We start from the raw sequence: 21,319 nt of genomic DNA on the forward strand, positions 1-21,319 counted from the left end.
ACTAGGAGTTCAGCACTGCGCGGAATTCTTCGGCGTCAACCTCCTCGGTGGTCGCCGGGTCAAACGCAGCATCCTGGGTCTTGTCCACCAGCACCGCGCGCACGCCCTCGGAAAAGTCGGGGCGTCGGTACATGTGCATGCCCAGTTTGAGTTCTAGCAGGAGCGCCTCACGGATATCGTCGACAGCGGCTTCCGCCTCATAGAGCTCATTGGCCGCGATGATGGCGGCTGGGCAGGCGGCGGCCATGAGGCGGCGTACTTCGCCGGAAATGTTCGGGCGCTTATCGAGCTCCGCGGAAATCTCCTCCCACGTCGGCAGCGCGAAGGTTTCCTCCAGGTCTTTGGCTACCTGCTCCAGCGGCGCCGGCTGTTGTGGTGCAGGCAAAGCTAGATCTTCCAGTGCGGCGTCGATGCCCCGCTCGATAGCTGCCTCAATCAGCTCGGCGGCATCCTTAACAACGTGGGTCGCGACACCCGTCCACAGCATGTCCGCGGCATACATGCGGTAACCGCTCAGCCCCCAGAACTTTGCCAAACCCGGCGAGGCTACACCGCGGGTGCCCACCATGCGCTGGGCCGCATAGGCCACTCCGACGTCCGTGACGTATCCGATATTCATCTCCGGCATCGAAGCGAAGGCCTTCTCCGTCACCACGCGGTGCGAACCATGCAGGGAAATGCCCAATCCACCGCCCATGACGACGCCGTCGATGACGGCGATATAGGGCTTCGGGAACTCGGCGATATCACCGTTGGTGAGGTACTCGCTGGCGAAGAAGGCATCGACTTCCTCCAGCTTGCCTTCCGCGATTCCCTCACGGGCGTGGCGCACATCGCCACCGGCGCAAAAAGCTTTGGGGTTATTGGAATGAATCAGGACTTGCTCAATCTCATCATCCTGCGCCCACGCTTCGAGGGAGCGGCGGATGATGTCAATCATCTCTGGGTTCAAAGAGTTCAGAGCTTTCGGTCGATTGAGTTCAAGGACTCCGGTACGGTTGCGGACGGAAACGAGTACTGGATCAGTCATAGTCATGCGCACCAGTGTTCCATATCACAAATGTTTCAGCCACCTATTTTTGGCGCTACCTTGGACATGGTTTCTGCTTTTAGCCCAACCCGTTTAGATTGGTGTGACTTTCTTGCTCCCACAACTTGTTGCTCTTGACATGGACGGCACGCTCCTCGATGCCCACGGCCAACTACCAGCGGACTTCGCGGAGCTACAAGAGCTTGCCGCTCACCGCGGCTGCGAGCTAGTTCCGGCCTCAGGGCGCCAACTGGCAACGCTCAAGGAGATGTTCCCGCAAGGCGAGACCTTCATTGCTGAAAATGGCTCGGTAGTCATGCGTGGTGGCGACATCATTGCGACATTCCCGCTCTCGGAAACGACCGTGCACTCAGCGTGCGAGGCCTCAGCGGCCTTGGAGGTGGAACACACCGTGGTGCTGTGCGCCCCGGAAACCGCCTACGTCGCGCAGGATGCATCCGATGCAGCGCGCGCAGAGATCTCCAAGTACTACAAGGCGGTCACGTGGGTCGATGACCTAGACGCCGTCCCCGATAGCAACATCATCAAGATCGCCATCTTCTGCGAATCCGGTTCAGAGGCACACATCTACGAGCCCATCGTGCGCGCTGTCCCGGAGGATAACGTGGCGGTATCAGGCAAGGTCTGGCTCGATGTCATGGCTCGCGGCGTGGATAAGGGTGCAGCCTTGGTCAAGCTCGCTGAACTTGCCAACGTTCCCATCACCGCCACCGTGGCCTTCGGCGACTACCTCAATGATCTCGAAATGCTACGCGCTGCCGGGACAGCCGTCGCGATGGAGAACGCGCATCCGCAGCTGAAGGACCTAGCGGACATCATTGCCCCTCCCAATACTGACAACGGCGTCAGCACCGTGCTTCGCCAGCTTTTGCGCACCTAACACGCTCCCCTGACTCGTTGCCCGACTAGCCACGCGCACAGAGTAGGATTACTCGGGTTACTAAGCCTCAGTACCCGAACCACGGTGTCTACCTGCGGAGTGTGAAGTGAAGAAATTTTTGCGGTCGATGGTGTCACGCTTGGCAAAGGGCGAATCATCCACATCGAGTCCCACTCCGGACTCCCCTTCCGTTTCCCAGAAGCCTTCTTCAATTTCGACTACTGCATCTAAAGGCTCTGCTGCGACTGCTAAGTCCACTCCGGCTGCCAAGCGCACGTCGGCTTCTCCATCCACCGCACCTACTGACACCACGAAGCCTGGAAAGTCGACTACTCCCAGCAAGCCCACCACCTCGGATAAAAGCGCTGCGCCCAGAACTCAGCGGCCCAGCACTCAGCGCCCGGCCGCGCGGCCTAGCCGCGTGCGCCCACGGCCAGCGGAAGACTTCACCTTAGACTTGTCACCGAGCGCCCTTCCCAAGGCTTCGGCGGTGAAGAAGGCCAAACTAGTCAAAGCCCGCGAGGAGGCCGACGTAGCTTCGACTGGCCGCCGCGGCCCACGACGCACCGTCCCTCGCCGCCCGGCGCCCCAGCAGGCTGCCCCGCAGAAAACAAGTTCTGAGCAGCAGGACAAGACTCCTTCCCCGGGAAACAAGGTCTCGGAGACCAGCCGTGCCGGCAAGAATCCGGCCGCCACACCAAGCGCCCAGCCCGCTGCGTCAAAGTCTCCTACAGCTGCCAAAGCGCAGGCACCTGCCCCGGCTCCGGCACCGGCTGCACAAAAAGAAAAGGCTGCCCAACCTACAAAGAATCCTGCACAGGGCGAAGAACGCCAGAAAGCCCAGCGCGCTGAGGCCAAGAATGACAAAGTACCTGAGCAAGCCAAAGAACCTGAAAAGAAAAAGAAGAAAACAGAGACGGCCAGGCCAGAGAATGAGATTTCGCGGGCTCTGGCTCGTCGCTCACAGTCCGTCGGGGTACTGAGCACAAAACAAGAAAAACAAGAAAAGCGCCGTTCAGAAAAGCGGCCGGTAGCGAAGGAATCCACTGCTGCTGCCGCGGCTCCGGCAGCTGCAACCGCGGCAGCGGTAGACGCTACAAAGGCAAGCGCCACGCCCGCCACTGCGACTGCCACTGCGGCTCCCTCCACAGCCCCCGCCGCTGCCAGTGCGTCCGCCAGCAGCACAGCTGCCCCGGCTACAACTGCACCTGCAACCACACCGCGCCGTCGACGCGCCCGGCTGCGTCAAGTACCGGGCCTGGATGGTCTGCGTGGTCTCGCGGTGCTTGCCGTGGTGATCTATCACTTCTTCGGGGACATTCTCCCCGGCGGTTACCTCGGCGTGGACATGTTCTTTGTCCTTTCCGGCTTCCTCATTACCTCGCTGCTGGTCCGTGAATTCAACGCGACTGGGCGCATCAGCCTCAAGGATTTCTGGATCCGCCGCTTCCGGCGCATTCTCCCTGCCGCACTCGTGGTCCTTTCGATATGTACTGCGATTGTGGCCCTCATCGGCGGCGACCTAGCAGTAGGCATCCGCCAGCAATTCTTGGGCACCTTCTTCTTTGTCAACAACTGGACCCAAATCGCCACCAGCCAAACTTACTTTGCGCCAAATGAAGTGCAGGTTTTCGCGCACTATTGGTCCTTGGCCGTCGAGGAACAGTTCTATCTGATTTGGCCTCTGCTGATGTTTGGCGTCTTCGCCATTTCCCGCCGCAAGCCCAAGCGCCTGCCCATCGCGGTATCGCTGATCCTTGCGATCGCTTCAGCCGTCGCGATGGCGCTCATCTTCACCCCAGGCGAGGATCCCACCCGCGTGTACTACGGAACCGATACCCACGCCTTCGGTCTCCTCATTGGCGCAATGTTGTCCCTGCTTTTGACCTCCACCGAAAAGGATGTCGACGCCGACTCCTGGCCAGCAGCAAACAAGGGCATTCTCGCTGGCGCCCTTGGCGCCCTCGCACTCGTTGCCTACCTTGCCCAACTGGTGTGGATGGGCGCGGACCGCGAATTCACCTACCGCGGTGGTTTGGCCCTCACCAGCGTGCTCGGCGCGGCGATGATTTGGGGAGTGGTGCGTGAAACCGGCCCCCTCACCTGGATTTTCCGCACCCGTGTGATGCGCTGGCTGGGACAGCGTTCCTTCTCTTTGTACCTCTGGCACTGGCCGGTGGTCATGATTGTCCACGCGCTGTCCGACGCCCCTTCGTGGCTCCTGGGTCTCCTTTGCCTGCCGCTGAGCTGCTTGTTGGCAGAGGTGACCTACCAATTTGTAGAAAACCCCTTCCGCCGCGCCGGATTCCGCCCCACGTGGCATGCCTATTGGGCGGCCCGCCCCAGCATGGAGGAAATTAAGGCTGGCTTTGGCAAGGCACTGTGGCCTGCAGTCCCCGTCATCGTCGTGCTATCTCTGCTCGGTGTGGGCTATGCTCTGGTGACCTCGGAGGATAAGAGCGAACTAGAGCGCGAGCTTGAGCGCATGGCACAGTCCAACGAGCAGGCTGCAAGTTCCGCTCCGGCACAGCCCGCGGAGACTACAAAACCGAAGGAAAAGCGCGCGATACCCACCGGCAACGAGATCAGCGCAATCGGCGATTCTGTCATGCTCGCCGCCTCCGAAGCACTTAATGAGCGTTTCCCGGGTATCAGTATCGACGCTGCCATCTCCCGCCACTATTCGGCAGCCCTGCCGGTGGTTCAGGGGTTGAAGGATTCCGGCCAGTTGCGCTCCACCGTATTTGTGGGCTTGGGCACCAACGGAGCTACATTCGAGCGCCAAATGGACGAGCTCATCGATATCGTCGGCTCCGAGCGCACACTGGTACTCGTGTTGCCTTACGGTGAGCGCGATTGGATGGGGCCGGCGCGCGCCGAAATCATCGAGGCCGCAACGACGCACGACAACGTCTATATCGCAGACTGGTGCGGAGTAGCACAGGAAAATCCTGCCATGCTTTACGACGACGGCGTCCACCCGTTACCCGAAGGTGCACACCTCTACGCGGACGCTCTGTACGATGCCCTCGAGCAGTACGCAGACGAGGAGAAAAGCCTCAACACAGTCTGCTCCAGCTAAGTAAATCGAACTTCGAGCCTGAGGATCAGGAAAGCCGCCCAGCTTCTGCTGGGCGGCTTTTGTCTAAGCATGTGCTCTAGACCGAGAATTCAGCCATCTTATCCCATGCCGTCTTACCTGGAATGGAAGTATTGATGATGTCCGGGGTCTCCACCAGGTACTTCGGCAGCTCCTCACAGGAGCGCTTGAAGTGCTCGGTGTTGACGTGGTCGACGTCAGTGCCGTCCTTGTAGGACTCAAGGAGCAGGAAGCGCTGCTTGTCTTCCGGATCGCGGAACCACTTGAAGTCGATGCAGCCGGGCTCTGCCTGGCAGGCCTTGGTGTACCAATCAATCTCTTCCAAGAAGGTATCGGCGTACTCGGGCTTAACGTGGAACTGTACGTTGATCAGAATCATGGGGCCCACTGTAACCCTCTGCGGGAAAACATGCAGAAGGCCCTGCCTAAAGCGGCAGGGCCTTGCTCAAGGGCGACTTTCAATGTGCCGCTCGGAGCTTTACTTATTGAAGAAGTACTCCGCAACATAGACGTGGGTGCCATCAAAAGCCTGGGCGACGCCGAAGCCAGTGCCATCGGCCTTGGTCACGGGCACGTCGCGGTTAAGCCAGTTCACGCGATCCTTAGCTTCCTGCTCAGTGAGCTTGTAAATGTTACCGCTGCCCTCCTCCAGGTGGGTCAGGCCATCGCCAACATTGCCGTGGAAGGTGACCTTGCCGGCCGCGGCCTGGTTTGCCCACTCCTGAGCAATGTTCTTGGCGTTGGCATCCTCGTGGTGGCCCTGCTTCAGCAGGTGGGCGTGGGTTGCACCAACGAGCTCATTCGCCACGGCCGGGGTCGGCTTTTTGATGAAACCTGGCAGCTGGACGTTGTACTGCTTGGCCAAGTCATAAGCCTGCGCGGGCAGCTCGATTTCAAAAGAGTTGATCTGCTCAGCAGCCTGGGAGGACAACTGGTTCAGTTCCTGCGGCTGTGCGGAGGAAAAGTTAGCCGGGGCGGCCTGGGCCGCAGACACCGACAAAGCGGCGCTAAGGGATGCTGCCACGGCTGCGGTAGCGGACAGGCGGGAAACACGACGGAAAGAATTCATGCCTTCCACCGTGCCATACAACGGCGAGCGCAGTGAAGGTCTGCCCGGCTCTATGGGATTTTCGATACCACTTTGTTATCCGCTGCTGGGGTTAGTACCCCGACATGAAAGAATGACCGGAGGCTAGCTTTAACGATTATTCGAAAGGTTGATCACTGTTGCTGGACGTCTTAACCGGCTTCGCCATCATTTTTGTGGTTATCGGCGTGGGCTTCTTCTTGGCTCACCGAGGCGTTATTGGCAAGGGTGAAGCCCGACTGCAATTCAACCGTACAGCATTCTGGGCAGCCACCCCAGCGCTGATTTTTTCCAGCGTGGCCACCTCAGATACTTCTGCCTTCACCTCTCCCGTTGTCGCTGTCATCGCGATTGCTTCAGTCACCACGATGGCATTGTATGGGTTGCTCAGCGCACTGTTCTTCCGGCGAAGCGGGGCAGAAACGATGGCCGGAGCGGCAGCGGCGAGCTATTACAACTCCGTCAACATTGGACTGCCGATTGCCACCTATGTGATCGGTGATGCCACTTTTGTGGTGCCAGCACTCGTACTCCAGATGGCGGTACTCTCCCCCTTCATCATCGCCGGCCTCAACGCACAGGGAACAAGCCTGCGTTCGATTACCAGCTCCGTGGTTTCCGGGCTTACGGCGCCTGTCGTCATAGCGGCCATCGCCGGCTTCATCGTTTCTGCGGCTGGCTGGCAGGTCCCCGACGTCATCATGGCGCCCCTTGAGATCCTCGGTGGGGCTTCCATTCCGATGATCCTCATGAGTTTCGGAGCCTCTCTCACCGGTAAAGGGTTGTTGGCCAATGACCGCCTGCCGACGATTACCGCCACGGTGCTCAAGCTCATTGCCATGCCGGCCATCGCCTTGGCGGCAGGACTAGCCTTGGGACTGAGCGGCAACGAGCTCTACGCAGCGCTTATCTTGTCGGCGCTTCCGACCGCACAGAACGTCTACAACTATGCCGCGACCTACCAGTCGGGAGAAACGGTGGCGCGCGATACGGTCTTCCTCACCACCTTCCTCTCCCTGCCGGCCATGCTGGCTATCACTGGCTTCTTTGGGTAGGGCTGGGCCTAGTCCTCAAGCACTAGCCTTCGAGCTTCTCCCCCAGCTCCAGCCATTCCATCTCAAGTTCTTCACGCTCGGCGGCAACGGCCTTGAGCTCGGAGTCGAGCTTCGCTAGCTCACCACTGTCCCCCTCGCCAGAGGACATCTTCTCCGCGGCTTGTGCCATCTTTTCATTCAGCTTCGCAGTCTTGTCGTCGAGCTTGCTCATCTTGCGCTCCAACGCATTCATCTTCTTGGTCAGCTCGCGCTCCTCCTGGGAGCTCAAACGCTTGGCCGGGACGGCTTCCGCGCTCTTCTCGTCGGCGTCCTTGGAGGCTTCTCCTAAGTCGAGAACGCCGCGGGCAGTGGCGGCTTCCATCTCCTGACGGCGACGCAAGTATTCCTCAATGCCACCCGGCAGGTTGGTGAGCTTGCCATCCCCGAACAGCGCATAGGTGTTATCAGCGATGCGCTCGATGAGGTAGCGATCGTGCGAAATGACCACCAAGGTGCCGGGCCACGAGTCGAGAAGAGACTCCAGCTCCTGGAGGGTATCGATGTCGAGGTCGTTCGTGGGCTCGTCGAGAAGCAGAACATTCGGCTCTGCCATGAGCACGCGGGTCAGCTGCAGGCGACGGCGTTCACCACCGGAGAGATCGCCAACCGGCGTGCGCTGCCGTTTCGCGGAAAAGCCCAGGCGCTCCGCCAGCTGCGAGGCGGAGAGCTCTTTCTTTCCCAAATGGACGTAGGTGGCGACGTCCTCCACGGCATCGAGAAGCCGGCGCTGTGGATCCAGGTCATCGAGTTCTTGGCGCAACCAGCCCAGGCGCACGGTCTTGCCCTCGATGCGCTTGCCCGCGGCAAGCTCTGATTCCCCAGCAAGGGCGCGCAGCAGCGTGGTCTTGCCCGAACCGTTAACGCCGACGAGACCGATACGCTCGCCCGGCGCCAACCGCCAGGTGAGGTGATCCACCAGTGTGCGACCATCCGGGGTGGTGACCTTTGCATCCTCAAGCTCAATGACAACTCGTCCCTGGCGCTGCTTAGAAAAGGCCATGAGCTCAACCTTGTCGCGCGGCGCAGGAACATCCGCGATGAGCGCCTCAGCCGCCTCAATGCGGTAGCGCGGCTTCGAGGTACGTGCCGGTGCCCCGCGGCGCAGCCAGGCCAGCTCCTTTCGCGCCAGGTTCTGCCGGCGCTGCTCGATGGCATCGGCTTGGCGCGCGCGCTCGGCGCGGGCAAAGGTCCAGTCGTTGTAGCCACCCTCATAGGCGTCGACGACACCGTCGTGCACCTCCCAAGTAGTGGTGGCAACGGTGTCGAGGAACCAGCGGTCGTGCGTGACGACGACGACCGCCAGCTTGCGCGAAAGCAGGTGGCTGGCTAGCCACTGCACGCCTTCGACGTCAAGGTGGTTGGTCGGCTCATCGAGCACCACGATGTCGAGGTCTTGAACGAGTGCGGCAGCCAGGTTGACGCGGCGCCGTTCACCACCAGAGAGCGATCCCACAGGGGTGTCTAGCCCTAGGTCAACGATGCCGAGGCCGCCGAGGACATCGCGCACCTTGGCATTAGAAGCCCACTCGAAGGTTTCCAAGCCCAGTGGTTCGATGATGACCTGGGCGATGGTGAGGGACTCCTCCAGCTCAAAGCGTTGGGTCACCACTGCCATGCGCAAATCCGAATTGTGGGATACACGGCCCGAGTCCGGGGATTCGATGCCGGTGAGAACTTCCAGCAGTGTAGTTTTGCCGCCGCCGTTGACGCCGACGATACCGATGCGATCACCGGTTTGAACGCCGAGGGAGACCCCATTCAGTAGGGTCTTGAGCCCGAAGGACTTGGTTACGTTTTCGAGGTTAATGAGGTTCGCCATATCGAGAGTTCATCTTAGTGCTTCAGCACGGTTACCCCCGCACCATTACCTTTATTGCTATTGATTTTCACTTCCAATACTGTGGCGCACTATGAAAAAAGAACGTCTCGCCTTGTGCGCCGCACTATCCGCCACCATTCTCACCATTACCTCTTGTTCCTCCCCTGACAGCGAAGAAGCTTCACCGCCCTCCAGCGCTGAAGCTAGCAACGCGCATGCCGAGCACGGCGAGGGGCACAGCCATGACGGTTTCGAAGCTTCTGCTGGTGAGACTGAGGTAGCCGAACTACCTCCCCGCATCCTCCTATCGCACAAGAATGGTCTCACCACTCTCGACGGCGAGACCGGTGAGGTCATCGACAACGAAGAACTGAAAGCATTTCTCCGGCTTAGCGATGCCGGCGATAACCGCCACATCATGGTGACCAAAGGTGACAGCTTCCTCACCTTCGACACCGGGCGCATCACGAAGCCGCACGGAGACCACAAGCACTATTACGCGGCACAGCCTCAGCTTGGGGACGCTTCCATCGACGCACCTCACGCCGGCCACGTGGTTCACCACGACGGCTTTACCGCGCTTTTCTCCGACGGCGACGGCGTGGCAAAGATCTACAAAACCGAGGACATCGGCAAAGAAGACGCCGCACCCGTCAACACCATCGAGACAGGTGCCGCCCACCACGGAGTAGCCGTCCCGCTGAAAGACGGCTCCGTAGTCACCACGAAGGGTACCGAAGACGAACGCCACACCATTCAGCACCTAGACCCCTCCGGCAAGCTCCTTGCGGAAACCACTGAGTGCCCCGGTGTCCACGGCGAAGCCGCCGCCGGCAATGGCAGTCTCTTCTTCGGCTGCGAAGACGGGCCCGTCGTCTTCGACGGCACCGACTTCCACAAGATCGATGTCTCCGCTTATGCCGGAAAGGGCGGCTACCAGCGCTCCGGCAACTCCGCAGGCTCGGAGGAATCCGACATCATCCTGGCGGATAACAAGACCGATAAGGATGCTGAATTCGAGCGTCCGACTTCGGTGACCTTGATCAATACGGAAGACTACTCCGCCAAGAAGGTCGAGCTCGGCGAGTCCTATTGGTTCCGCTCGTTGGCCCGCGGCCCCCTGGGCGAGGCACTGGTGCTCACGACAGACGGCAAGCTCAACGTCATCGACCCGGAATCCGGCGAGGTAACCAAGAAGATTGACGCTATCTCCCAGTGGAAGGAAAACGAGGAGTGGCAACAGCCGGGACCGATCCTGAAGGCGGCAAACGGCTATGCCTATGTCACCGATGCCAACAAGCAGGAACTGGTAGTTCTTGACCTCCTTGGTGACCAGGAACCACAGCGCTACAAGCTCGACTTCAAGCCCGTGGAGATGGCCGTCCTCTAAGAACCGCCGCCAAAGTGCAACGCGGGCGCTAGACCAGTGTTTGGTGTTAGACCAGCGTTGCGCCGGTGGCTGGCCCGCGGGTCACCAATCCGCGAGTACCGCGGTTATCAGCGCAGACCTGGGCCACCACTTCCTGGGCGGTCTCCTCATCTTCGCAGAGGAAGGCGCAGGTTGGCCCCGAGCCTGAGACAATCCCCTTAAGTGCACCGGCAGCCTCACCAGTATCAAGAATCTTGCGCAGGTCCGGGCGTAGCGAGAGGGCTGCCGGCTGGAGGTCGTTGTGCATCACCGCAGCGAGCTCGCGGGGGTTGCCGCCCACGAGGGCTTGACCCAAGGCTTCCGTGTCCAAGTACGGTGTGCTTCCACGGCCGGCAGCGCGCAATTCGTCCAACTTGTGGAAAACAGAGGGCGTGGACAAACCCTCCGCATTGGTGATGATTGCCCAGATATAGCGCCCGCGTGAAAGCATCGGCGTCAAGAGCTCTCCGCGCCCGCGGCCCAAGGCCGTGCCCCCCATCAGAGTAAAAGGCACGTCGGAGCCTAGCTCCGCGGCGAGTTCGTAGAGCTTCTCCATGCTGAGAGGCTCGCGGCCAAACTCCTTGCTTAGAGCCTGGTTGGCCAACAACAGGGCCGCGGCGGCATCGGCAGAGCCGCCCGCCATTCCGCCGGCGGCCGGGATGTTCTTTTCCATCGTGAGCGTTCCAGCAGCCGGCAGCATAAGGTTCTGCGCCACCAGCTCCACCGCGCGCCACGCCAGGTTCTCGGTTGATGCCGGAACGCCCGTCGCGTGGTTGCCGGTGACTACCACGGTGCTTCCCTCGCCCCAGCGGTAGCTCACGCGATCGTGCACATCGAGAGACTGGAAGACGGTGGCTAGCTCATGGAAACCATCCGCGCGAGCTTCACCCACGCCCAAGTGCAGGTTGACCTTGGCGTGGGCGCGCGCCTGCCAGAGCTGCGGGGAGTCGTTTACTGGCTTGCTCATGAGACTGCCGCCAATCGGACGAAGTCCTCCACGCCCAGCTTCTCGCCGCGCAGGCGCGGATCGATGTCCGCCGCGCGTAACGCTTCCTCGGCTGCCGCGGCGGAACCATAAAAGCCTGCCAAGGCGGCGCGAAGAGTCTTGCGCCGTTGGGCAAAGGCGGCATCGATCAGCGCGAACAGACGCGGGCGTAGTGCCTCGTCGAAGGGGCGGGTGCAGTCGATACGCACCAGCCCTGACTCGATCTTGGGTGCCGGCCAAAACACGTTCTTGCCAATTGTCCCGGCCTGGCGGACGGGGCCATAAAAGGATGCTTTCACACTAGGAATGCCATAGACCTTGCTGCCCGGCGCGGCGGCGAGACGCTCCGCCACCTCCAGCTGCACCATGACCAGGACACGGCGAATCGATGGGTAGACCTCCAACAGGTGGAGCAGCACCGGCACCGCCACGTTATAGGGCAGGTTGGCCACCAAGGCGGTCGGCTCCCCCAGCTCCTCTGCCTCGACGGCGAGCGCATCCTTCTCCACGACAGTGAGGCGGTCAGCGTAATCAGCTGCCCGCGCGGCCACGGTATCCGGAAGTTTGCCGGCCAGGCGCGGGTCAATCTCGACTGCCGTGACGTGCTCGACGTCCCCCAACAGTCCCAAGGTCAGCGAACCCAGACCAGGGCCGACTTCCACCACGCGATCCTCCGGGCTCAGGTCCGCAGCGGCAACAATGCGCCGGATGGTGTTGGGGTCATGGAGAAAGTTCTGGCCCAGCTTCTTTGTCGGCGTCACGTCGAGCTCAGCGGCGAGCTCGCGGATTTCCACCGGGCCCAGCAGGTGGGGTTGTGTCATGTCATCCAGACTAATACGCGCGGCTCGGGAGCTTTAGCGCAGGCCAAGCTTCGAGGTGCAGGCGGGCCATGCACCCCAGCCCTGCGCGGCCTGAACCTTCTGGGCCACGGCAATCTGCTGCTCGCGGGAAGCCTGCCATGCCTGCGGGGCGTACTCGGTTCCGCCAAAAGCAGCCCAGGTCGACGGGGTGAACTGCAGACCACCGGAGAAACCGTTGCCGGTATTGATGGACCAGTTACCGGTGGCCTCACACTGCGCGAGGGCATCCCACACGGAGCCCTCAGCAACGGCCGGGGCGGTGGACTTGGGCTTGGTGCCGCGCGCGATCACTGCGGCGACGGCCTCATTGCGGACGTCTTCCTTGATGATCTCGTTGGACTCTTCCTTACCGTTGACCTTCACAATCTTGCGGGTCACGGTGCGCGAACCTGGGGTGCCTTCCTCGCGAACTTCCTCGGTTCCCTCTTCCAGCTCGGGATCATCGACAAAGTTAGCGGGTGCGTCGAAGTCCTCCGTCTTTTCTTCCTCGGAGATCTCCACGCGGTCCACGGTGATGGCCGTACCGGCCTTGACCGGGGTATCCAAGGCTGGGGACACGCGGTCATCCTTGTCCACGGTGATCCCGCGGGCTTCCAATACGTCTTCCACGGTTTTAGCTGCAACGCTGGCGTAGGAGACGGAACCACCGTCAGAAAGCTTGATGATCTTCGGGGACGTAACCTCAAGGTTCATGCCCTCAGTCACCGTTTCATCCTCCTTCACGGTCTTGGAGCCGGAAGTGATGGCAGCTCCCGGGACGATACCATCGAGGCCGCCCAACAGGTCAGAGACCGTGAGAGCAGTGGAGGAAAGCTGCTTTTCAACACCATCGATGGTCACCGCAACCGGCTTAGCGGTACGAACGGTGATCGAATCACCGTCGGAAACCTGCTCTGACAGCGCGGGGTAAACAACGTCTTCTCCCCCAACGTTGACGCCCGCAGCCTCGAGAGCGGCGTTGACATCGCCAGCGAAGGTAGCGAGCTCGGTGGTCTCACCGTTGACGTCGAGCGTGATGTCCTTCTGGGCACCAACGGCAACAACACCGCCCACGGCAAGGGTGCCGAGCACACCGCCAGTGGCCATGCGCAGCGGCAGGGAGCGGGAGTTATTGATTCGCTTGATCTGCTTCTTCGGGGACATAAACCTTTACTCGTCTCTGCGATGCTTCGTGCCCGAAAGGTGGATTCCCACCCTCGGCACCTGTCATGGCGCGCTGCAGGCGCGCCGGCCGGCAACATCAAGGCCGGACTAACTTTGAATAACGATACGGTAACAGAACTAAACATTCGAGACGCATTTACACGCCACGACCACTAGCAACACACTTGTCACAACAAGCACGCGCGCCACCCATGAGCAGCGGATTTGCACTTAGTGAAGATCATCACACCCCGAAGACCTGCGCGAAGGTATCAGCAACCTCCGCAGCCAAGTCCTCTACTTCCTGGCCACGCGCCTGGGCCACGCAGCGATACGTGTGCCCGATAAGGGAAGGTTCGTTGCGTGCACCGCGGAAAGGCTCCGGTGTCATGTACGGCGCATCCGTCTCAATAAGCAGCTGGCCGGCTGGGGCAAGCGCTGCGGCCTGGCGCATCTCTTCGTTACGCTTAAACGTCACGTTGCCGGCAAAGGACAGAATATATCCGCGCTCAAGGGCTTCCTTGGCCACATCAAGTGGTGAGGAGAAACAGTGCAGCATCACCTTCGGTACTTCAGAGCACTCCCCCAACACACGCATGAGATCCTCATCGGCCTCACGGTTGTGGATCATGAGCGTCTTCCCCACCTTCGCTGCCAACTCAGCGTGCCAACGAAGAGCCTCTTCCTGCACCTCGAGGGGCGCGGTGGTTTCCGGCTCGTGGTGAATCCAATAGGTATCCAGGCCCGTTTCACCAATAGCCACGCAGCGTGGGTCCGCCGCCATCTCGCTCAGGCGCACACGGGCGGCCTCATCGAGTTCATGAGCCTTTGTCGGGTGAATCGCACACGCGGCATACACGTTGTCGAATTCCTGCGCCGCGGCCAAAGCCTTCTCTGCCTCCGCTAGGCCGTCACCCACGGTGACGATGCGCTCAACACCAGCAGCACGAGCGCGCTCAACGAGGTCGGCATCAGCATCACGGCAGGAGGCGAGGTGCGTGTGGGCGTCGATAAGCTGGCTCAAACCTTCGGCGGGAACGGGCGTGGGGCGTGGCTTCTTCTTAGACATGGCTGTGAGTGTAGTCTTGCGCGCATGATTATCCGTGAAGCGACGGACGCCGACGTCCCCGCGATGACCGCCACCCTGAATTGGGCCATCCGAGAGACCCACTTCATTTTTCGCAGCGAACCCGCCACCGTGGAGGAACGCACCGAGTACCTTCATCAACTACGCCGCGACAATTGTCCCTGTTTCGTGGCCTTCGCTGACGACGGCACGTACTTAGGCTGGGCACTCTACCGTCCCTACCGCGATCCTAAGGTGTGGCTGGGCTGCTACGAGACAACAATCTACGTTGATCCCACCGCCCACGGCCGCGGGGTAGGCACGCGCTTGCTCGGTGCTGTCGTTCAGCATGCCCGTGAGTCGGAGCAGGTCCATACGCTGCTGGCGCTCATCGTGGCGGACAACGCCGCATCCATCAAGTTGCATGAAAAGTTCGGCTTTGCCACTGTAGGAACGTTAAAAGAAGTCAGCCGCAAAGCTGGGCGCTGGATAGACCTCACCCACTTGCAACTCATGGTTTAAGGAACATCATGCACGTCCGTCCCGCAGAGCTTGCCGACGCCTCCGCAATCGCCGCCATCTACAACTCCGCCTCCGCCGCGAAACCAGCCACCAACCTGGTGACTTGGCAAGAATCCGTAGAAGACCGCGAAAAGTGGCTGGCGCAGATGGACAAGGAAGGCTATCCGGTCTATGTCGCCGTCGATGACGATGAGATCGTTGGCTGGGCCGCCTACTTCCAGTTTGTCACCCCGGCTATCTACTACGGCACAGCGGAGGACTCCATTTATATTGCGGAGTCCGCACGGGGCAAGGGCGTGGGCAGCGAGCTCATGGACACGCTCATGGATCACGCGAAGGAAAATGACTACGTGGAGACGATGATTACCTACATCGTGGACACCAACGAGTCCTCCATCGCCCTGCACAAGAAGTTTGGCTTCGTGGAGACCGGCCGCATGCCCAATATCCACACCAAGGACGGCGTGCGCCTCGGTCTGGTGCACCTGCAGCGCGACTTCGACCGCTCCTAAAGCGGCTTACTGGCCACTAACTAAGCCGACGCAGCTTGAAGCGGCACAATATCGTCCAACTCAGCAAGAATTTTGTCTTCTGCGACATCCAAGTCGTAGTGAGTCTGCAGCCCCAGCCAGAACTGTGGGGACATCCCAAAGTACTTGGCGAGGCGAAGAGCCGTATCGGCAGTAATAGCCCGCTTTCCGTGGACGATTTCGTTAATACGCCGAGGCGGGACCCCTATCGAAACAGCGAGTTTGTGTTGGGTAATCCCCATGTCCTTGAGAAAATCTTCCATAAGGATTTCACCTGGGTGTACCGGGGGGAGCTTGTTAGTGGTAGTCAACGATTTCAACCTCCTCTGGCCCTAAAGCGGTCCACCGGAAGCAGATCCGCCATTGGTCATTGATACGAATACTATATTGACCCCGCCGATCGCCCTTCAAAGCTTCGAGCCTATTTCCCGGAGGAATCCGAAGCTCATCAAGCCTCTGCACATAGCCCAATTGCCTCAGCTTGCGGAGGGCTACCGAGTGAATACGTGAATCAATCGAGAGCACCCTCTCTCGATTCCATAGACGCTCAGTGGTCCTATCCGCGAACGACTGAATCATAAACGCACCATACCCCCCATAACGCAACGCGTCAATAACGTGAGACGTTAATTCTACCTAACGCTGTAATACAAAACTACCGCAACTATCGAGAACCAGCTATGCAGCAAGCTCGTCGTCAATGTAGACACGCGTCGTCGCACGCAGGCCCGCGACCAGCATGCAGAAGCTAAGCACCATAAGACCAATGAGCACAGCGGTCCAATTGCCGGTGGCGTCCCGCACCACTCCCACGGACAGCGGCACGAGGCCCGCCAAGACGTAGCCACCAGGCTGAACAAAGCCAGACAGGCGCGCGGTCGTCAGCGCACTTCGCGTGCGCGCGGTGAGCAAAGCGAGCGCCAACGGGAAGCACATGCCACCGATCCCCATCAAAGAGGCCCAGGCCAACGGGGCGGCGTCGGCAGCCACGAGCACTCCACCCCACCCGGCGCACGTGCACAGCGCCAGCACCACGGGCACGGGGGCAAGACGGTCCAGTCGCGAGATAAGCCACGGCATGACCACGCCGCCGACAATGTTGAAGAAACCGATGACAGCAAGTGCCACACTGGCGGTATTTTCGCTCACGCCCTTCTCCACCAGCATGCGCGGCAGCCACCCCATCTGGACATAGGCCATCGTAGATTGCAGCCCAAAGAAAAAGAGCATGGCCACCGCCGTGGGCGAGGTGTACATGGGGCGCTGCACGCCCGCACCGGCAATCGTGCCGTGAGCGACATCCTTGCCAGCCTGCGGAAGGACCACTATCCAGGCCACCAGCTGTGCGACGGCCGGCAGGCACCAGATCCACAGAGCACCTTGCCACGTACTCTGCGTCACCGCGGACAGGGGGCCGAGAGCGCTGGAAACACCCAGCATCGTGGTGTAGGTGGTCATCAATGCCACCAGTGCGCGGCCTGAACCATGCTGCTTGATCCATGCGGGAAGCAGCACGTTCGCCAATGCGATGCCGGCGACAACGCACAAGGTCAGTGCCACAAAGAGGGGGAAACTATCGACCCACGGCCGCAGTGCCAGCCCCACCGCCAAGGCCAGCGTACCGCCGGCCAAGGTACGGCTCAGCCCAACCCGCCGAGCAATGGGTACGGCGGCCAACCCCATGGCAGCAAAACACAGGCCAGGAAGCGCGGTCAACAAACCTGCCTGTCCAGAACTAATCCCAAAGAAATTCTGGATCTGGCCCAGCACCGGTGCCACCGAAGCGATACCGGATCGCAGGTTCAGCGCGGTGAGGCAAACAACGGAAAAGAGCAGGAAGGGCGCAAGCGAGCGCCGAAACGCCGAGCCCACGCCTTTACTTCTGAACCGGGGCCCACTCCGGGCCGGTCTCACCGAGCTCCGGGTCAAGCTTAGCCACCAGTGGCTTCGGCTTCTGCAGCGCGGTGCCCGGCGTAATGTCGAAACGCTTCCACGCAGCCTGCTGCGCGGAGTAGTCACCGGTGATGATCGGGTACGGGTGGTTTTCCGGCGGGAGGTCTACACCAACGAGCTCGACCGGCATATCATCCACCACCTCTTCGACTCGCGGCTGTGCGGCCCACACGCCCTCACGGCCCAGAGTTTCGTGCACCTTCTGCGCGGTAAAGGGCAGGAACGGCGTGAGCATCACGTTGCAATCGGAGACCACCTGCAGCGCGGTCCACAGCACGGTGGCCAGACGCTCCCGCTGGGTCTCATCCTTGGCCAGCTTCCACGGCTCCATCGCCGCGACATAAGCATTGGCCTCGCCGACGACGTGCATGATGGCCGTCATGGCCTGCTTGAACTTGGACTGTTCGAGGAATTCCGCGGCGGTAGCGAAGGTTTCCTCTGCGAGGGAAAGAATATCCTTATCCGCCTGCTCCAACGCTGCAGGAGCCGGGACCTCGCCGAAGTTCTTGTGGGCCATCGACACGGTGCGGTTGACCAGGTTGCCCCAGCCGTTAGCGAGCTCGTTGTTGATGCGGCGCACGAACTCGTCCCAGGTGAAGTCGGTGTCGTTGTTCTCCGGGCCAGCCACGGCGATGAAGTAGCGCAGCGCATCCGGCCCAAACTCCTCCAGGAAGTCCTTGACGTAGATAACAACGCCCTTGGAGGAGGAGAACTTGGAACCGGACATGGTCAGGTACTCCGAGGACACGATTTCCGTCGGCAGGTTGAGATCACCATAGGTGTGCAGCTCACCGCCCTTGGAGCCCTTGCCCGCGTAACCCAAAAGCTCAGCCGGCCAGATCTGGGAGTGGAAGGTGATGTTGTCCTTGCCCTGGAAGTAGTAGTGGCGCGCCTGCGGGTTCTGCCAGTAGTCTTTCCACGCATCCGGGTTACCGGTGCGGTGGGCCCACTCGATGGAGGAAGACAGGTAACCAATCACCGCATCGAACCATACGTAGAGCTTCTTCGCGCCGTTATCCTCCCAGCCTTCGACCGGAATGGGAATGCCCCAGTCGATATCGCGGGTCATGGTGCGTGGGCGCATATCCTCCAGCAGGTTGAGGGAGAACTTGAGAACGTTGGGACGCCAGTCCTCGCGCGTCTTCAGCCACTCTTCGAGGACATCCTTGACCGCAGGAAGGTCCAGCAGGAAGTGCTCTGTATCGATGAACTTCGGGGTTTCGCCGTTGATCTTGGATACCGGGTTGATGAGATCCACCGGATCGAGTTGGTTGCCGCAGTTATCGCACTGGTCACCGCGCGCGCCATCGGCGCCACACAGCGGGCAGGTGCCCTCGATGTAGCGGTCGGGCAAAGTGCGCCCTGTGGACGGCGAGATTGCGCCCTGAGTGGTCTCCTTAATCATGTAGCCGTTCTCGTACAGGCCCTTGAACAGCTCCTGCACCACCGCGTAGTGGTTGCGGGTGGTGGTGCGGGTAAAGAGATCATAAGACAGGCCGAGACCAGCCAGATCAGTGACAATCTGACGGTTGTAGCGATCCGCCAATTCACGAACCGTCACGCCTTCCTTGTCCGCTTGTACCAGCAGCGGGGTGCCGTGCTCGTCGGTACCGGAAACCATGAGGACGTCGTTACCGCGCATTCGCTGGAAGCGGGCGAACACATCGGAAGGAACGCCGAAACCCGCCACGTGTCCGATGTGGCGGGGTCCGTTGGCATAGGGCCAAGCAACATTAACGACAACTGTCTCAGTCATGGCCTCTACTCTATCGAACACCCCCTCACCGGCAATGCAGTGAGGGGGTGTATCAGAGAAATGCTCGCGCACCAGAGCTAGATGCTAACTAGTGCTTGTGGCTGTGCTGGCGACGGCGGGCCTTGTAGGCCTGCTCGCGCTGGAACTCGCGGTGCAGGCGACGCTCACGCGCCAGCTTGCGCTGGAAGGCCTGGGACTCGCGATACTCGCGGTAAATCACATCGTTGCTCAAGTCCTTGAAAATAGCGAACATGAGCCCGATGAGGATGAAGAGGAATGGCAGCGCCGCCACAATGGTGACGTTCTGCAGGTTCGACAGGGAATCCTCACTCGACAGAAGCAGGGTCAGGCCGACGGCTGCGGTGAGCACACCCCACGCCGCGGATAGCCACGGCTTCGCGGTGGTTGCACCGGACTGGGACATCGAGCCCATGACTGTCGACGCCGAGTCGGCCGACGTAATAAAGAACGTAGCCAGCAGCAGGGCGGCAACGATGCCCGCAATGAAACCACCAGGCAGGCTCTGCAGAAGATTGAATAGCTCCTGCTCGGCAGACTCACCGGAGATGGAGTTACCCTTCTGCTCCATGTGGATAGCGGTACCGCCGAAGATGGCGAACCACACAGTGGAGACACCCGCCGGGACGAGAAGCACGCCAACGCAGAACTCGCGGACGGAACGGCCACGGGAGATGCGGGCGAGGAACATACCCACGAACGGCGACCAGGAAACCCACCAAGCCCAGTAGAAAATCGTCCACGTCGACAGCCACTCGCCGGCAGTTCCGTTATCGGACTCAGCGGTACGAGCAATCATCTCGGTGAAGTTCGCCAGGTAGTTACCAATGGAACCCGGAATCTGGTTCAGGATAGAGACTGTAGGACCAAAGATGAACACGAAGATAGCCAGCAGAGCGGCCAAAACCATGTTGGTGTTGGACAGGTACTGAATACCCTTGCCCACACCCGACATGGCCGACAGAATAAAGGCCAAGGTCAGTACGAGAACAATGCCGATGACGACGTTCTGCGTGGGGTTCTCAATGATTCCGGAGGCCTGCAGGCCTGCCTGAATCTGCATGGCACCCAGACCCAACGAACAAGCCGTGCCAAAAACAGTGGCAAAGATGGCCAAGATGTCAATGATCTTGCCCACGGCACCGTCCGCAGCGCGCTGGCCAATGAGCGGCACGAAAGCCTGGCTCAGCAGCTGCTTGCGACCAATACGGAAGGTGGAATAAGCGATGGCGAGGCCCACGATGGCGTACACGGCCCACGGGTGCAGGGTCCAGTGGAACATGGCCGTGGCCATTGAGGTTCCTACCTCATTCTCACCATGGCCCGGAACGCCGTTCTTAAAATAGTTGAGCGGCTCGGAAGCGCCGTAGAACATCAGGCCGATGCCCATGCCGGCAGCGAACATCATCGCAATCCAAGAGACCGTGGAGAATTCCGGTTCTTCATTTATCTTGCCCAAGCGGATGGTGCCGAACTTAGAGGCAGCAATGCAGATGACAAAAACAACGAAGATTGTTCCGAAGAGGACATAGGCCCAACCAAAGTTATTCACCACGAAGCTCAGAGCATTGCTGGAGAAAGAGGCAAAGCTCTCCGGAGCGGCCAAGCCCCATGCCACAAAGGCGGCAACGAGCAGGCCGGCGATTCCCACGATGGTCCAGTCGATCGGCGAATCGATGCCACCGGGCCCGTACTCGTCGTTTTCTTGTTCTTCAACTGGTGCAGGTTCAGCCGCAGGATCGAACGCCTTGTTGGTGAGCATGTCCTGGAGCTGGCTCGTGGCTGAAGATGCCTCGAGGCGCTCGTCGACAGTGCGGTATTCCTCCACCGCAGCCGGCGAGCTCTGTCCTTGGGAAGCAGCCGAAGACACCTCCGTGTCCTTCACATTGTCTGAATTTGTCGAGTCTGTCATACCTACCGACCTTGGTGCTGTCTCATCAACTAGTCAAACCCTAATGGAAACAAAAAGGCTGCACAGCGCCCCAGTTGCAGAGATTCGACGTCAGCAATGTTGGTGGGGTTGCCCTTTAATCCCACTGCAACGAGC

Annotated in this window: 20 protein-coding genes; 6 read left to right on the top strand and 14 right to left on the bottom strand. The window is 60.3% G+C overall.

Annotated elements, in window-relative coordinates; translation table 11 throughout:
* Window position 1: 1 nt before the first annotated feature.
* Window positions 2-1,036 (bottom strand): enoyl-CoA hydratase/isomerase family protein, encoded by a 1,035-nt coding sequence (locus tag HMPREF2978_RS12250; protein WP_070745746.1) that lies wholly within the window; start codon window positions 1,034-1,036, stop codon window positions 2-4.
* A 133-nt stretch (window positions 1,037-1,169) separates the two neighbouring features.
* Here HMPREF2978_RS12250 and HMPREF2978_RS12255 point away from each other — a divergent pair, with 133 nt between their 5' ends.
* A complete protein-coding gene (locus tag HMPREF2978_RS12255) occupies window positions 1,170-1,931 on the top strand; it encodes an HAD-IIB family hydrolase (protein WP_210398351.1) in 762 nt (253 codons plus the stop codon).
* 60 nt (window positions 1,932-1,991) lie between these two features.
* Here the strand turns inward: HMPREF2978_RS12255 and HMPREF2978_RS13375 are convergent, their stop codons facing one another.
* A complete protein-coding gene (locus tag HMPREF2978_RS13375; protein ID WP_210398350.1) occupies window positions 1,992-2,273 on the bottom strand; it encodes a hypothetical protein in 282 nt (93 codons plus the stop codon).
* A gap of 898 nt (window positions 2,274-3,171) precedes the next feature.
* On the opposite strand from HMPREF2978_RS13375, the gene HMPREF2978_RS13380 reads away from it, so the two are divergent.
* Window positions 3,172-5,013: an acyltransferase family protein gene (locus HMPREF2978_RS13380; RefSeq protein WP_210398352.1), complete on the top strand. Its 1,842-nt coding sequence runs from the start codon at window positions 3,172-3,174 to the stop codon at window positions 5,011-5,013.
* A 76-nt stretch (window positions 5,014-5,089) separates the two neighbouring features.
* Here HMPREF2978_RS13380 and HMPREF2978_RS12265 read toward each other — a convergent pair whose 3' ends face one another.
* Window positions 5,090-5,410, bottom strand: coding sequence for a putative quinol monooxygenase (locus HMPREF2978_RS12265; protein WP_070529295.1), 321 nt, complete (start codon window positions 5,408-5,410; stop codon window positions 5,090-5,092).
* Between the two features lie 99 nt (window positions 5,411-5,509).
* Window positions 5,510-6,100, bottom strand: coding sequence for a hypothetical protein (locus HMPREF2978_RS12270; RefSeq protein ID WP_246818782.1), 591 nt, complete (start codon window positions 6,098-6,100; stop codon window positions 5,510-5,512).
* Window positions 6,101-6,258: 158 nt separating this feature from the next.
* Between HMPREF2978_RS12270 and HMPREF2978_RS12275 the strand changes: the two genes are divergently transcribed.
* The gene (locus HMPREF2978_RS12275; RefSeq protein WP_070745753.1) at window positions 6,259-7,173 is read left to right on the top strand and encodes an AEC family transporter; all 915 of its coding nucleotides are present in this window, start codon (window positions 6,259-6,261) and stop codon (window positions 7,171-7,173) included.
* Window positions 7,174-7,195: 22 nt separating this feature from the next.
* Here the strand turns inward: HMPREF2978_RS12275 and HMPREF2978_RS12280 are convergent, their stop codons facing one another.
* A complete protein-coding gene (locus tag HMPREF2978_RS12280) occupies window positions 7,196-9,031 on the bottom strand; it encodes an ABC-F family ATP-binding cassette domain-containing protein (RefSeq protein ID WP_070529297.1) in 1,836 nt (611 codons plus the stop codon).
* Window positions 9,032-9,122: 91 nt separating this feature from the next.
* On the opposite strand from HMPREF2978_RS12280, the gene HMPREF2978_RS12285 reads away from it, so the two are divergent.
* Window positions 9,123-10,421: an NHL repeat-containing protein gene (locus HMPREF2978_RS12285; protein ID WP_070745755.1), complete on the top strand. Its 1,299-nt coding sequence runs from the start codon at window positions 9,123-9,125 to the stop codon at window positions 10,419-10,421.
* Between the two features lie 46 nt (window positions 10,422-10,467).
* Here HMPREF2978_RS12285 and HMPREF2978_RS12290 read toward each other — a convergent pair whose 3' ends face one another.
* The 4 genes from HMPREF2978_RS12290 to HMPREF2978_RS12305 all read right to left on the bottom strand — a co-directional run bounded on the left by HMPREF2978_RS12290 (window position 10,468) and on the right by HMPREF2978_RS12305 (window position 14,496).
* Window positions 10,468-11,406, bottom strand: a complete 939-nt coding sequence (locus tag HMPREF2978_RS12290; RefSeq protein ID WP_070745757.1) for a 4-(cytidine 5'-diphospho)-2-C-methyl-D-erythritol kinase — start codon at window positions 11,404-11,406, stop codon at window positions 10,468-10,470.
* Window positions 11,403-12,245 (bottom strand): 16S rRNA (adenine(1518)-N(6)/adenine(1519)-N(6))-dimethyltransferase RsmA, encoded by an 843-nt coding sequence (gene rsmA / locus HMPREF2978_RS12295; protein ID WP_070745758.1) that lies wholly within the window; start codon window positions 12,243-12,245, stop codon window positions 11,403-11,405. The genes HMPREF2978_RS12290 and rsmA overlap by 4 nt, the downstream gene beginning before the upstream one ends.
* A gap of 33 nt (window positions 12,246-12,278) precedes the next feature.
* Window positions 12,279-13,427: a resuscitation-promoting factor gene (locus HMPREF2978_RS12300; RefSeq protein ID WP_070745760.1), complete on the bottom strand. Its 1,149-nt coding sequence runs from the start codon at window positions 13,425-13,427 to the stop codon at window positions 12,279-12,281.
* A gap of 244 nt (window positions 13,428-13,671) precedes the next feature.
* Entirely contained in the window at window positions 13,672-14,496 is an 825-nt protein-coding gene (locus tag HMPREF2978_RS12305; protein WP_070745763.1) for a TatD family hydrolase, read from the bottom strand.
* A gap of 24 nt (window positions 14,497-14,520) precedes the next feature.
* Here HMPREF2978_RS12305 and HMPREF2978_RS12310 point away from each other — a divergent pair, with 24 nt between their 5' ends.
* Window positions 14,521-15,015 carry a GNAT family N-acetyltransferase gene (locus HMPREF2978_RS12310; RefSeq protein ID WP_083299024.1) on the top strand — a complete coding sequence of 165 codons (495 nt, stop codon included), beginning with the start codon at window positions 14,521-14,523 and terminating at the stop codon, window positions 15,013-15,015.
* A gap of 8 nt (window positions 15,016-15,023) precedes the next feature.
* Window positions 15,024-15,527, top strand: coding sequence for a GNAT family N-acetyltransferase (locus tag HMPREF2978_RS12315; protein WP_070745765.1), 504 nt, complete (start codon window positions 15,024-15,026; stop codon window positions 15,525-15,527).
* A gap of 20 nt (window positions 15,528-15,547) precedes the next feature.
* Here HMPREF2978_RS12315 and HMPREF2978_RS12320 read toward each other — a convergent pair whose 3' ends face one another.
* The 5 genes from HMPREF2978_RS12320 to HMPREF2978_RS12340 form a co-directional block, all read right to left on the bottom strand.
* Window positions 15,548-15,808, bottom strand: a complete 261-nt coding sequence (locus HMPREF2978_RS12320; RefSeq protein WP_070520778.1) for a HigA family addiction module antitoxin — start codon at window positions 15,806-15,808, stop codon at window positions 15,548-15,550.
* 34 nt (window positions 15,809-15,842) lie between these two features.
* Window positions 15,843-16,124, bottom strand: coding sequence for a type II toxin-antitoxin system RelE/ParE family toxin (locus HMPREF2978_RS12325; protein WP_070529312.1), 282 nt, complete (start codon window positions 16,122-16,124; stop codon window positions 15,843-15,845).
* Window positions 16,125-16,223: 99 nt separating this feature from the next.
* Window positions 16,224-17,417, bottom strand: a complete 1,194-nt coding sequence (locus HMPREF2978_RS12330) for an MFS transporter (RefSeq protein WP_070745766.1) — start codon at window positions 17,415-17,417, stop codon at window positions 16,224-16,226.
* A gap of 4 nt (window positions 17,418-17,421) precedes the next feature.
* Window positions 17,422-19,254: a methionine--tRNA ligase gene (metG, locus tag HMPREF2978_RS12335; protein WP_070529317.1), complete on the bottom strand. Its 1,833-nt coding sequence runs from the start codon at window positions 19,252-19,254 to the stop codon at window positions 17,422-17,424.
* Window positions 19,255-19,342: 88 nt separating this feature from the next.
* Entirely contained in the window at window positions 19,343-21,184 is a 1,842-nt protein-coding gene (locus HMPREF2978_RS12340; RefSeq protein ID WP_070529319.1) for a BCCT family transporter, read from the bottom strand.
* Window positions 21,185-21,319 lie beyond the last annotated feature (135 nt).

Origin of the sequence: Corynebacterium sp. HMSC074C01 (genome assembly GCF_001814605.1) — a bacterium.
GTDB lineage: Bacteria > Actinomycetota > Actinomycetes > Mycobacteriales > Mycobacteriaceae > Corynebacterium.

Bases quoted from the DNA above. Each gene is read 5' to 3' on its own strand.
- HMPREF2978_RS12255 (WP_210398351.1), top strand. From the start codon at position 1,170: ATGGACGGCACGCTCCTCGATGCCCACGGCCAACTACCAGCGGACTTC.
- HMPREF2978_RS12340 (WP_070529319.1), bottom strand. From the start codon at position 21,184: ATGACAGACTCGACAAATTCAGACAATGTGAAGGACACGGAGGTGTCT.
- metG (WP_070529317.1), bottom strand. From the start codon at position 19,254: ATGACTGAGACAGTTGTCGTTAATGTTGCTTGGCCCTATGCCAACGGA.
- HMPREF2978_RS12285 (WP_070745755.1), top strand. From the start codon at position 9,123: ATGAAAAAAGAACGTCTCGCCTTGTGCGCCGCACTATCCGCCACCATT.
- HMPREF2978_RS12265 (WP_070529295.1), bottom strand. From the start codon at position 5,410: ATGATTCTGATCAACGTACAGTTCCACGTTAAGCCCGAGTACGCCGAT.
- HMPREF2978_RS12325 (WP_070529312.1), bottom strand. From the start codon at position 16,124: ATGATTCAGTCGTTCGCGGATAGGACCACTGAGCGTCTATGGAATCGA.
- HMPREF2978_RS12305 (WP_070745763.1), bottom strand. From the start codon at position 14,496: ATGTCTAAGAAGAAGCCACGCCCCACGCCCGTTCCCGCCGAAGGTTTG.
- HMPREF2978_RS12280 (WP_070529297.1), bottom strand. From the start codon at position 9,031: ATGGCGAACCTCATTAACCTCGAAAACGTAACCAAGTCCTTCGGGCTC.
- HMPREF2978_RS12310 (WP_083299024.1), top strand. From the start codon at position 14,521: ATGATTATCCGTGAAGCGACGGACGCCGACGTCCCCGCGATGACCGCC.
- HMPREF2978_RS12270 (WP_246818782.1), bottom strand. From the start codon at position 6,100: ATGAATTCTTTCCGTCGTGTTTCCCGCCTGTCCGCTACCGCAGCCGTG.
- HMPREF2978_RS12315 (WP_070745765.1), top strand. From the start codon at position 15,024: ATGCACGTCCGTCCCGCAGAGCTTGCCGACGCCTCCGCAATCGCCGCC.
- HMPREF2978_RS12320 (WP_070520778.1), bottom strand. From the start codon at position 15,808: ATGGAAGATTTTCTCAAGGACATGGGGATTACCCAACACAAACTCGCT.
- HMPREF2978_RS12300 (WP_070745760.1), bottom strand. From the start codon at position 13,427: ATGTCCCCGAAGAAGCAGATCAAGCGAATCAATAACTCCCGCTCCCTG.
- HMPREF2978_RS12290 (WP_070745757.1), bottom strand. From the start codon at position 11,406: ATGAGCAAGCCAGTAAACGACTCCCCGCAGCTCTGGCAGGCGCGCGCC.
- HMPREF2978_RS12250 (WP_070745746.1), bottom strand. From the start codon at position 1,036: ATGACTATGACTGATCCAGTACTCGTTTCCGTCCGCAACCGTACCGGA.
- rsmA (WP_070745758.1), bottom strand. From the start codon at position 12,245: ATGACACAACCCCACCTGCTGGGCCCGGTGGAAATCCGCGAGCTCGCC.